Origin of the sequence: Mariniflexile ostreae, assembly GCF_042427585.1 — a bacterium.
Lineage (GTDB): Bacteria > Bacteroidota > Bacteroidia > Flavobacteriales > Flavobacteriaceae > Pseudalgibacter > Pseudalgibacter ostreae.
The window spans coordinates 54353-66041 of record NZ_JBHMFC010000033.1 but is presented as its reverse complement, the minus strand read 5'-3'; the positions used below and the strand labels follow the sequence as shown (position 1 = coordinate 66041).

Sequence of the window (11689 nt, the reverse complement as noted above, 5' to 3'; positions counted from 1 at the left end):
ATAAAATGAATTTATCACGTGCAGAAAAACAACATTATAGTAGGCACCTATTACTGGATGCTGTTGGTTTAGAAGGTCAGTTAAAGCTAAAAGAAGCCAAAGTGCTTGTGATTGGCGCTGGCGGACTCGGGTGCCCTATCTTACAATATTTAACCGCTGCAGGAGTTGGTGAAATAGGTGTTATTGATAATGATGTTATTGAGCAATCCAACCTACAGCGCCAAATCCTTTACACTTATCCCGATATTGGAAAAAGCAAATCGGAAACCGCTGTTAAGCGCCTTCAACTTCTAAACCCATTTGTGGAATGTCGTGCATACAACATAAGACTAACTAAAGCAAATGCCTTAAAACTGTTTAAGCCTTATGATATAATTGTAGATGGCACAGATAATTTTCCAACCCGTTATTTAATTAACGATGCTGCTGTATTATTAAACAAGCCAGTGGTTTTTGGGTCTATCTTTAAATTTGAAGGCCAAGTTTCTGTATTCAACTTTAAAAAGGGTCCCACCTATAGGTGTTTATTCCCCACACCTCCAAAATCCCAAGACGTTCCCAATTGTTCGGAAATAGGGGTTTTAGGTATATTACCTGGTATAATAGGAAACTTTCAAGCCAATGAAGTTTTAAAAATTATTTTAGGCATAGGTGATGTTCTCACAGGAAAGTTATTAACCTTTAATGCATTGTCCATGACCCATATGCTCTTTACTTGTAAAAAGAATAAAACCATTACAATAAAGGCCTTACATGAAGATTACAACGGGTTTTGCGGTATACAAAGCCCTCAAAAAAGCATTCATTTTGAAGCCTATAAAAACCAAGCGTCACATTTTAATGTCCTAGATGTAAGAACTCTTGAAGAACGCCATGCTTATCATATCGAAAGCATTCATATTCCATTACAAGAACTATCGGAAAGACACCACGAAATACCACAAGATAAAGCACTTTTGGTATATTGCCAATCGGGAATACGAAGTAAAATGGCCATTGAACTACTACAAAATAATGGCTTTAAAAATGAGCTCGTAAACTTGAAAGATGGGATAATGCATATTGACATGTCATCTTTTAAAATTTAAAACGTTTTAAAGTCTAAATAAAATCCAAACAAAACATGCAAAACGCCACATAAACCCAAAGTGGTTTTTATATTTTACTACCTTTGGTTTTTTAAACCAAACCACTTGAAATTTACATTCAGCCCAAAAGAAAAATTAAAAAGCAAAAAACTCATAGACCAACTGTTTGCCGAAGGGCAATCGGTTATCGCATATCCTCTGCGCTTGGTTTTTATAAAAACTGCTTTTGAAGATGATATAATTGCTAAAACAGGGGTTTCGGTAAGTAAGCGCCAATTTAAAACCGCGGTAGCTAGAAACAGAATAAAACGTTTAATGCGAGAAGCCTACCGCTTAAATAAAGCGGTATATTTCGATAATTTAACAAACCAATATGCGTTTATGGTTTTATATATTGGTAAAGAGTTACCCACATTCGAACATGTTGAAACAAAAATGAAAAACTTGTTTAATAAGTTTTCAAATAAAGTTTCGGAAACAGAAACACATTAAAAATGAAGCATCTATTAAAGAAACGAATCATCATCCCCCTATTGGCTTGTGCTATATTTTTCACGACCACTGCCTTTAGAAACGATTTTTTTGAAATTGCCAAGCAATTAGAAATCTTTACTACACTGTTTAAAGAAATCAATATGAACTATGTAGACGAGACCAATCCTGCCGATTTAATGGACACCGCTATAAAAAGCATGCTTAAAGAATTAGATCCTTATACTAATTTTATGAACGAGCAAGATGTTGAAACAGCAAGAATTAATAATACGGGCGATTATACAGGCATTGGCGCACGTGTAAGAACCTTAAAAGATAAATTGATTATCATTGAGCCCTACAAGGGCTATCCTGCCGATAAAGCAGGACTTAAGGCTGGCGACGAAATTATTAAAGTAGGCAACACCTCTATAGAAAATTATAAGGACGATGCTGGTAACTTATTAAAAGGCACTCCAGGAAGTGCTGTAGATGTCACGTTTAAAAGACAAGGTGCATTACAAAATGCGACCATTAATCGGGCCGAAGTAGAAATAAATGCCGTACCATACTTTGCCATGGTTAATGATAATACAGGCTATATCGTATTAAGTAAATTTAATGATAAAGCTGCTTCCGAAACCAATTACGCCTTAAGGGATTTAAAAGCCCAAGGCGCCAAACGTATGATTCTTGATTTAAGGGGCAATCCTGGTGGATTACTTAATGAAGCGATACATATTGTTAATTTATTTGTTCCGAAAGGGCAATTGGTGGTCACTACAAAATCTAAAGTTAAAAAATATAATAAAACGTATTACACCCAAAACGAACCTATTGATACCGAAATTCCATTAGTTGTTTTAATTGACGGCGGAAGTGCTTCTGCAAGCGAAATCGTATCTGGCGCACTTCAAGATTTAGATCGGGCAGTTATAGTAGGCTCAAGAAGTTTTGGAAAAGGTTTGGTACAACGCCCTAAAGAACTAACCTATGGCACTCAAATAAAAATAACCATTTCTAGATATTATACGCCTTCGGGAAGATGTATACAGGCTTTGGATTATCTGCATAAAGATGAAAAAGGAGAAGCCCTGCGTATTAAACAAGAAAATTATAACGCATTTAAAACCAAAAATGGACGTAAAGTGTTTGATGGCGGCGGCGTGTTTCCTGATAAAAATTTAAGACTTTCGAAAAAATCGGCTATTACAAATGCCATTATCAACGATTTCTTAATTTTCGATTTTGCTACACACTATTATTATACGCATAAAATTGATAATATCGATAGTTTTAAACTCACCGATACCGATTTTTCAGATTTTAAAAACTATTTAAAAACAAATGGCTTTTCATTTGAAACCGATACTGAAAAAGCACTTAAACACGTATTGGAAACAGCTAAAAAAGAAGGCTTAGATGAAACAATAAACCCAGATTACAAAGTTCTTATTTCTAATTTAAGCAAATCGAAAACGCATATTATAGATGAAAACAAAGAATATTTATTATCGCTTTTAACAGAAGAAATAGTAAAACGCTATGTTTATAGAGAAGGCTTGTACCACTATTATAAAACCCATAATCCAGATATTAAAGTTGCTACAGAAATTTTATCAAACCTATCTACATACAGCGATTATTTAAGGTAAATAACTCTAATTTTAGTATGCGTATTAATTAAAAAGTATCTTTAAGCTTATTTTAAGCCTACTGATAATGAACAAATTAATCGTATTTACAATATGTTGTTGTTGTAATCTTATTTTTTCACTAAAGGAATTAACCCACGACGTTTATTTTGATACAGATAAGCATCAAGTAGCCTCTTATGAAGAAAATCGTTTACTAACGTTCATTTCCACTTTAAAAACGCTTGAGATTGCTTCTATTTCTATTTTTGGGTTTTGTGATGATACTGGTGCGGCCAATTATAACTTAATCCTTTCCCAACAACGTGCAGATGCTATAAAATCTATTTTTTCAAATCATGATATAAATGAAGCTTTAATATCTAATGTTGATGGAAAAGGACAGATTTTATTAAAAAAAATAGAAGATATAAATCTGTTAAAAACGCGAGGCCAAAACAGAAAAGTATCCATTATTGTTAAACCAAAGCCTCCAACTCCCATAAGAGCAGAAAATGTTCACGTTGTTAAAAACCATATAAAATCGGCAGTCCATCTTTTAAAAGGCGATTTAAAAGTGGGCGATACATTAACGCTAGAAAACATTTACTTTACCAATGGTTATAGTTATCCTAAAGCAGAATCCAAAAAAACTTTAGAAGCTATTGCCGATATTCTCGTTAAGCGTAATGGTATTTATTTTAGCATCCAAGGGCATGTGTGCTGTACGCCTTATACTCGCGATGCCGTTGATAAAAAAACAAAAAAACACAACCTCTCCCTAGCACGCGCCAAATATATTTACGATTATTTTGAGAAAAAAGGAATTGACAAAAAACGGATGCGCTATTTGGGCATGCGCCGAAAATTCCCTTTAGGTGGCGACCCCAAGTTTGACAGACGCGTGGAACTGATTATTACCTACATAAAAGATGAGAATCTATAACGTATGGCTTGCACTATTTTTCCATATATAAATTATAAAACCGTTCTGGTTTTTCTGTTTTTGAATCTAGGCCTTTTTTCTGGTTTTTCTCAAAATACTGCTATTCCAGACCTTAATTTTGAACAAGCTTTAATTGATTTAGGTTATGATTCCGGCCCTCTTAATGGCTCTGTACCCACTGCAAATATTAGCGGTATTAAAAATTTAGATGTTACGAACCAAAATATATCCGATTTAACAGGAATTGAAAATTTTACTTCACTTACCGTTTTAAACTGTGAAAACAATAATTTAACCAGCTTAAACACCTCTAATAACCTGTTTCTAAAACAGTTGTTCTGTAATACAAATAAATTAACCACTCTAGAAGTTTCTAAAAATGAAAACCTTAACATCCTGTGGTGTGCTTATAATCAATTGACATCTATAGACGTTTCAAAAAACAAACATTTGATTGCTTTGGTTTGTGATAATAATCTATTAAAAACCTTAAACACATCAGAAAATAAAACCTTAAACATATTGGTGTGTAGCGATAACCAAATAACAAACTTAGATTTATGGAATAACACAGACTTAAATCGCTTGGAATGTGCCAATAACCTCTTAAAAACACTTGCCATTGAGCGCTTAGCTAAACTGTCTTTTTTAAACTGTAAAAACAACAAAATTACCAGTTTAAATACTTTGGATACCAATGGATTAATACACTTAAATTGTGCTTTTAATCAGCTTTTAAAATTAGATGTATCTAAACATCTTTTATTAAAGGATTTAAACTGTAGTTACAATTCACTATGTTTTTTAAATGTAAAAAACGGAAATAATAATATGTTAAATGCTATAGATTTTTCATCAAATCCCGATTTGGAATGTGTGGTGGCCGATCCTATTTCAGCGCATCGCAATGAATGGTTACCTGCTTCTTTTTTTAATTTTGTAACACATGCAGAAGAATGCCAAAACTTTGTAAACGTAGATAAATTGAATAACGCTGTAGTGAAAACCTCTTATACCTTACCTGTTTTGGTCCATGGCTCGTATTTTACAGAACCTCAAGGACAAGGGAAAGCATGGAGTGCTGGTGATATCATAACGACCTCACAAACGCTTTATATTTATGCAAATTCTTCTTGTAATAGCAATGAAACTACTTTTAATATATTGGTGAACCCTAATGATTTTTTTATCCCTAAGTATTTTACACCTAATAATGATGGAAACCACGACAGTTGGAACGTTATAGACCAAGCAGGTGCTATTAAAAATATTGCCATCTACAACCGCTATGGAAAACTTTTAAAAACATTGTATCCAAATTCCTCTGGTTGGAATGGTACTTTTAATGGACAGCTTTTAAATACTGATGACTACTGGTATCTCATTACCCTTGTTTCTGGAAAAATCCTAAAAGGTTATTTTACTTTAAAGCGATAAATTACTTTTTTATCATAGCGATATGCGGTATATTATCTTCAAGATAGGTATCACCGATGGCTTTAAATCCAAATTTTTTATAAAATTCTCTTAAATAAGTTTGTGCGGAAACCTTGATAGTGGTTTCCTTAAAATGGGTATGGATAGCCTTTATTGAAGCCTTCATAATATCCATTCCGTATGAATACCGGCGTTCATTTTTAGCCACTGCTACCCTACCGATGCTGGCGTCTGTAAAATAATCGCCTGGTTTAAAAATTCGGGTATAAGCTATAATACGATTATTTTTTATACCTAAAATATGGAATGCTTTTTCGTCATTACCATCTAAATCTTGATATACACAATCTTGTTCTACCACAAACACCTCGCTGCGCAGTTGTAATACATCGTATAATTCTTTTGTGGTTAATTCATTAAAAGACTTAACTTCTATTTTTATCATAAATTTCTTTTTAATACTTTTCAATCAAAGCTAAATCATATCCTCATAGGTATTAATTCATATAAATAAAAACATGCTTATACTAATATTAGGGTTGTTCGCTTAAAAACTAATCTTGAACAATTATATCCTTGGCATCATCTTTCCCAAATTCTGGTTGAATATTTACATGATTAATATCGTATTCATCATATAAAAAAGCTTCTATTTTATGCAAAATAACATCAAATTGAGATAAAGTAATATCTTCATGAAAATCGATATGGGCTTCTAAATGGATTTCTTCTTCGTTAAGTTGCCAAACATGAACATGATGTACATTTTTAATAGACTGGAACGCGTTTATTTCTGCTACTATTTTCTTTATAGGAATGGTATTTGGGGTAAATAACATCAATACTTTAGTAGAATCTTTAAGTAGATCGAAACCCATATAAATTAAATATAGCGCTATAGCAAAAGTAAGGACACTATCTATCCAATACATTTGATAATACTTCATTAGCAAGCCTCCTATCAATACGGCAACGCTCGCCATCATATCTGTTAACAAGTGCAGGTAAGCACTTTTCATATTCATGTTGGCTTTAGAATCTTTCTTTAACAGCAACACACTTAATCCATTGGCCACAATACCTAAAACAGATAGCCAAATAACAAGATTAGATTCTATTATCTGTGGATTTTGAAATCGTTTAAAAGCCTCAATGATCAATAAAACCGCTACAATCATTAATGTAGACGCATTTATAAAAGCTGCTAAAATTTCGGCGCGTTTATAACCAAAGGTACGGTGAATGGATGCTTGTTGTTTTGATAACTTATTGGCCACATAACTCACCACCAAAGAGAGTACATCGCTAAAATTGTGCAATGCATCACTTAATAAAGCTAAACTTCCCGATACTATACCACCAATAATTTGTGATATAGTAATGATAACATTTAAAAAAATAGAAATAAGGAGGTTCCGTCCCTTTAAGTCGTTATGATGATGCGAATGTGTATGGCTGTGATGGTGCATTTAACAAGATAATGGAATCTTATCTATGCGATTTTGGTGCCTACCGCCTTCAAATGCTGTGTTTAAAAATACATCAACCATCTCAACTGCTTGATGAATGGCTGTAAATCGTGCCGGAATACATAATATATTCGCGTTATTATGGCTCCTAATAAGCTGTACAATTTCTTTGTTCCAACATAAGCCGGCCCTTATCTTTTGATGTTTATTTGCCGTCATAGCAACACCATTAGCACTGCCACAAATTAAAATACCAAATTCTGAAATATTGTTTTCAACATCTTCTGCAACTGGATGTACATAATCGGCATAATCTACACTGTTTTCAGAATCTGTACCATGGTTATTTATGGTATAACCTTTCGATTCTAAATATTTTACAATGGCTAATTTATAATCCGTTCCTGCGTGGTCGTTTCCTATGGAGATGGTCATTATCGTATATATTAAAGTGTCCTTATACAAAGGTAGTAAATTAAGAATTTAGATTGCTATTTATATATTAGTCTAGTTTTTTAATACGAAACCGCCTAAAGCATTGATTTAAAAATGTAACCCATTAATATATAGGTACAAGGTGTTATTAACAATGGAAATCATTTAGGGTTTATTAACATGTGTACTATTCTGTGCATGACTTGTTAATAAGTGTTTATTACTTTCTAAAAGTTTAATTATGATAATCCAATAAATTTTCCAATCAAAAACTAAGCTTTAAAAACCTAATTTTTAAATCACTTTCTTTATCAAAATTATCATATCCAAAAGCGGTAACTATAAACATCAAAATTTAAAAAGTTATAACTAAAAAGCTGTTAACTTTGGTTGTTAACAACTGTTTAAATAAATATCAAAATCATTAATTATAAAGTCTTTAAATTCATTTTCATTGTTAATTACTTCTTAATAGACTACCAATTCATTACAAACAAAATAAAATACCAAAAAGTTATACCGCTATTAACAAGCTATAATAACCACCATTTATTTTTTTAAATTTTAAAAGAAAACTAATTATATAATATATAATGTGGATAACTCTAATTTTAGATTTTTTTTTGAATGCTTTTAAACTTTTTTTGATTTCTTTTAAACTAAAATAAAGATAGGGGAACAACATTCCTTTTGCTTTTAGTACTATGTCTACCACTTTTAAAATCAAGTAAAACATGAGGTTGGTATAAATAAAGCCTCAAAATATAACTTAAGATATTCTTTTTATTTAGCATAAGAGAATAGTGATGTTACTTATTTTGGATCATAGAAAAAGAAAATTTTAAATATAGCATTTGGTTCTAAATTAGTGTATACTACAAAGGTAAAACCCAATCCATAAAATGGGTATAAAAATAAGGTTATCAATTTATTAAGTATGTTTTAAAAAATAAAAATATGGTATTTATATGTAAGTTTTTTATTTAATAATCTTTAAGAAACATTGTTTTAATATTAAAATTGTAGTTTTGTATAAAATATATAGCAAATCTTCTCCTAAAACCTTGCTATTTAATAACAGAATTTCTATTAACTTTAGAAATTCAATATGATTACAAAAATTACATGACAAGAAAGAAACAAGGGAAATCCAAAAGTAAAGGCATTTCCAATCTTACAAATACCATATTAAGTATTTTAAAAAAAGAAAGAAATCAAGCTTTTAATTATAAACAAATTGCTTCAAAAATAGGTGTCAATGATGCCAGTAGCAGAAATCAAATTATAAAAAAACTGCATGATCTTTTAGGTAAAAAAGAAATAGAAGAAGTAGAACGTGGTAAGTTTAAAGCTATAGTTAACACAGAATACCACACTGGAATATTAGATTTAGCCGCTAAGGGCAATGGTTATATTATTAGTGACGATTTTGATGACGATGTTTTTATTGCATCCAACAATATCAATAAAGCCTTAAATGGTGATGAAGTAGAATTTTATGTTTATAAACGAAGAAAACAAGGTAAAATAGAAGGTGAAATAACCACTATTATAAAGAGAGAAAAAAGCGACTATGTTGGAGTTATCCAATTACATGATAACTATGCTTTTGTTGTAGCAGATAGTAATAAAATGTACACAGATATTTTTGTACCCATTTCTAAAACTAATAATGCCGAAAATGGGGATAAAGTATTGGTGAAATTAGAAGATTGGCCCGAAAAAGCCGATTCTCCGCATGGTAAAGTGATTCAAGTACTTGGAAAACCAGGTGATCATAATACAGAAATACATTCTATTTTAGCCGAATATGGCTTACCTCATGATTTTCCTAAGGAAGTAGAAGACTTTGCCAATACCTTAGATACCTCTATAAATGCCGAAGAAATAGCAAAGCGTCGTGATATGCGACAAGATTTAACCTTTACCATAGACCCTAAAGATGCTAAAGATTTTGATGATGCTTTATCTTTTAAAGTATTGAAAAATGGCTTATATGAAATAGGAATCCACATTGCAGACGTGTCTCACTATGTACAAGAAGGTACCGTTTTAGATGATGAAGCTTACGAGCGTGCTACTTCTGTTTATCTTGTAGATAGGGTAGTGCCTATGTTACCAGAGATCCTTTCTAATAATGCTTGTTCTTTACGTCCTAACGAAGAAAAGTTTACCTTTTCGGCAGTTTTTCAAATAAATGAAAAAGCCGAAATAAAAGACCAATGGTTTGGTAGAACGGTAACCTATAGCGATGCGCGTTTCTCTTATGAGGAAGCACAGGAAATTATAGAAAACAATGATAAGCTATCGGGTAGTGAAGTACTTGATCAGGCAGAAAAAATAAATACGGCTATTCCTGAAGATATTTCTATTTCTGGAAAGGCGTATAATACCTCTCCTGAAGTTGCACAAGCCATTTTAAAAATGGATGAGCTCGCTAAAATTATGCGTCTTAAACGTATGAGTTCTGGTGCTATTTCTTTTGATAAAGTAGAAGTTAAATTTGAATTGGATGCCCAAGCCAATCCAATAGGTGTGTTCTTTAAAACCAGTAAAGATGCCAATAAGCTTATTGAAGAGTTTATGTTATTGGCAAATAAAAAGGTAGCAGAATTTATAGGAAAACAAGCTCCTAAAAAAACATTTATCTATCGTGTACACGACGAGCCAGATGTTACTAAACTCGCTAATTTGCAAAATATAGTTTCAAAATTTGGCTATAAACTTAATTTTAAGGATAAAAAAGCAACCTCGGCATCGCTTAACAATTTACTTAAATCGGTTCATGGTAAAAAAGAACAAAATCTGGTAGATACCTTAACCATTAGAAGTATGAGTAAGGCTGAATATACTACAGATAATATTGGACATTACGGTTTAGCTTTCGATTATTATACGCATTTTACATCGCCCATTCGAAGATATCCAGATGTTATGGTACATCGTTTATTACAACACTATTTAGATGGTGGAAAATCTGCCAATGAAGCTATTTATGAGGATAAATGTAACCATTCTAGTAATATGGAAAATTTATCTACTAAGGCAGAACGCGACTCTATTAAATACATGCAAATTAAATTTATGGAAGCGCATAAAAATGAATCCTTTGTAGGTGTTATTTCTGGTGTAACCGATTGGGGCATTTATATAGAAATTATAGCTAATAAATGTGAAGGGATGGTAAGCGTACGTGATATGAAAGATGATCATTATACTTTTGATCAAGATCAATATGCTATGGTGGGTAGAAATACAAAAACCATGTATCAACTTGGTGATGAAGTTATTGTAAAAGTTAAAAATACGGATTTAGTAAAAAAACATCTTGACTTTAATTTAATTGGAAAAGCAAAAACTGAAGTCTAATATTTAAATAAATAAAAGTTATAAAGTATAATGTTTTATTAAAGTAAATAAAAGCGGAATAATTATTGATAATTTGCGTTTAAATATAAAATACGATATCATGAAATTTTTATGTTCTCTTATCATAACCTTGTCTATCCCCTTTTTTGTAAGTGCCCAAAATGGTATTGAAAAAAGCGTAGAGGCTTTTAAAGAGGTAAAGGTTTACGATTTAATTCAAGTAGAATTAATAAAATCATCTGAAAACAAAGTGGTTATTACTGGCCAAGACAAAGACTATGTATTGGTAACCAATAGAAATGGCATTTTAAAAATAAAAATGAGCATTTCAAAACTATTTGATGGTAAGCAAACCCAAGTAAAACTGTATTATACTCATTTAGAAACTATTGATGTTAATGAAGGATCCGAAGTAAACTCAAAAGATACCATTAAACAGTTTGAAATAGACTTAAAAGCACAGGAAGGCGCTAGCATTAAAGTAGATATAGATGTTAACTATGCTAATATTAAAGCCGTTTCAGGTGGTTATATTACAGCAACTGGCCAAGCGAAAAAACAAACTGTAAACTTATTAACAGGAGGGACCTATAAAGGAGAAGCCGTTACTACAGAATCTACAGAAATAGATATTAAAGCTGCTGGAGATGCTTATATAAAAGCCACAGATCAAGTAGATATTAAAATAAGAGCTGGTGGTAACGTATTTATTTACGGAAAACCTAAAACTGTAAATGAAAGTAGGGTATTTGGTGGACGTGTTTCTTATATGGATTAAAAATATTGTTTTTAGTTGTGCTACTCGTGTTCTATAATACGCAATAGATAGTTATATAT

General features: G+C 31.7%; 10 protein-coding genes. 7 read left to right on the top strand and 3 right to left on the bottom strand.

The window, feature by feature from the left end:
• The first annotated feature begins 5 nt into the window (after positions 1-5).
• The 5 genes from ACFFU9_RS08775 (at position 6) to ACFFU9_RS08755 (ending at position 5579) form a co-directional block, all read left to right on the top strand.
• Complete coding sequence (locus ACFFU9_RS08775) at positions 6-1088, top strand: ThiF family adenylyltransferase (protein ID WP_379861032.1); 1083 nt, start codon at positions 6-8, stop codon at positions 1086-1088.
• 105 nt (positions 1089-1193) lie between these two features.
• Entirely contained in the window at positions 1194-1580 is a 387-nt protein-coding gene (gene rnpA, locus ACFFU9_RS08770; RefSeq protein WP_379861030.1) for a ribonuclease P protein component, read from the top strand.
• 2 nt (positions 1581-1582) lie between these two features.
• A complete protein-coding gene (locus ACFFU9_RS08765) occupies positions 1583-3217 on the top strand; it encodes a S41 family peptidase (RefSeq protein ID WP_379861029.1) in 1635 nt (544 codons plus the stop codon).
• Positions 3218-3284: 67 nt separating this feature from the next.
• On the top strand, positions 3285-4142 hold the full coding sequence (locus tag ACFFU9_RS08760; protein ID WP_379861028.1) for an OmpA family protein: 858 nt from the start codon (positions 3285-3287) through the stop codon (positions 4140-4142).
• Positions 4143-4145: 3 nt separating this feature from the next.
• Positions 4146-5579 carry a T9SS type B sorting domain-containing protein gene (locus ACFFU9_RS08755; RefSeq protein WP_379861026.1) on the top strand — a complete coding sequence of 478 codons (1434 nt, stop codon included), beginning with the start codon at positions 4146-4148 and terminating at the stop codon, positions 5577-5579.
• A 1-nt stretch (position 5580) separates the two neighbouring features.
• Here ACFFU9_RS08755 and ACFFU9_RS08750 read toward each other — a convergent pair whose 3' ends face one another.
• The 3 genes from ACFFU9_RS08750 to rpiB form a co-directional block, all read right to left on the bottom strand.
• Positions 5581-6024, bottom strand: a complete 444-nt coding sequence (locus tag ACFFU9_RS08750) for a GNAT family N-acetyltransferase (RefSeq protein WP_379861025.1) — start codon at positions 6022-6024, stop codon at positions 5581-5583.
• Positions 6025-6133: 109 nt separating this feature from the next.
• Positions 6134-7048, bottom strand: coding sequence for a cation diffusion facilitator family transporter (locus tag ACFFU9_RS08745; protein ID WP_379861024.1), 915 nt, complete (start codon positions 7046-7048; stop codon positions 6134-6136).
• A complete protein-coding gene (gene rpiB, locus ACFFU9_RS08740; protein ID WP_379861022.1) occupies positions 7049-7483 on the bottom strand; it encodes a ribose 5-phosphate isomerase B in 435 nt (144 codons plus the stop codon).
• A 1125-nt stretch (positions 7484-8608) separates the two neighbouring features.
• On the opposite strand from rpiB, the gene ACFFU9_RS08735 reads away from it, so the two are divergent.
• Both ACFFU9_RS08735 and ACFFU9_RS08730 read left to right on the top strand, forming a co-directional pair.
• Positions 8609-10852, top strand: coding sequence for a ribonuclease R family protein (locus ACFFU9_RS08735; protein WP_379861021.1), 2244 nt, complete (start codon positions 8609-8611; stop codon positions 10850-10852).
• Positions 10853-10952: 100 nt separating this feature from the next.
• A complete protein-coding gene (locus ACFFU9_RS08730) occupies positions 10953-11630 on the top strand; it encodes a head GIN domain-containing protein (protein ID WP_379861020.1) in 678 nt (225 codons plus the stop codon).
• Positions 11631-11689: the final 59 nt, after the last annotated feature.

What these genes read in the sequence shown, in the direction of transcription:
- ACFFU9_RS08745 (WP_379861024.1), bottom strand. Translation starts at nt 7,048, where the DNA reads ATGCACCATCACAGCCATACACATTCGCATCATCATAACGACTTAAAG.
- rpiB (WP_379861022.1), bottom strand. Translation starts at nt 7,483, where the DNA reads ATGACCATCTCCATAGGAAACGACCACGCAGGAACGGATTATAAATTA.
- ACFFU9_RS08755 (WP_379861026.1), top strand. Translation starts at nt 4,146, where the DNA reads ATGGCTTGCACTATTTTTCCATATATAAATTATAAAACCGTTCTGGTT.
- ACFFU9_RS08760 (WP_379861028.1), top strand. Translation starts at nt 3,285, where the DNA reads ATGAACAAATTAATCGTATTTACAATATGTTGTTGTTGTAATCTTATT.
- ACFFU9_RS08775 (WP_379861032.1), top strand. Translation starts at nt 6, where the DNA reads ATGAATTTATCACGTGCAGAAAAACAACATTATAGTAGGCACCTATTA.
- ACFFU9_RS08750 (WP_379861025.1), bottom strand. Translation starts at nt 6,024, where the DNA reads ATGATAAAAATAGAAGTTAAGTCTTTTAATGAATTAACCACAAAAGAA.
- ACFFU9_RS08730 (WP_379861020.1), top strand. Translation starts at nt 10,953, where the DNA reads ATGAAATTTTTATGTTCTCTTATCATAACCTTGTCTATCCCCTTTTTT.
- ACFFU9_RS08735 (WP_379861021.1), top strand. Translation starts at nt 8,609, where the DNA reads ATGACAAGAAAGAAACAAGGGAAATCCAAAAGTAAAGGCATTTCCAAT.
- ACFFU9_RS08765 (WP_379861029.1), top strand. Translation starts at nt 1,583, where the DNA reads ATGAAGCATCTATTAAAGAAACGAATCATCATCCCCCTATTGGCTTGT.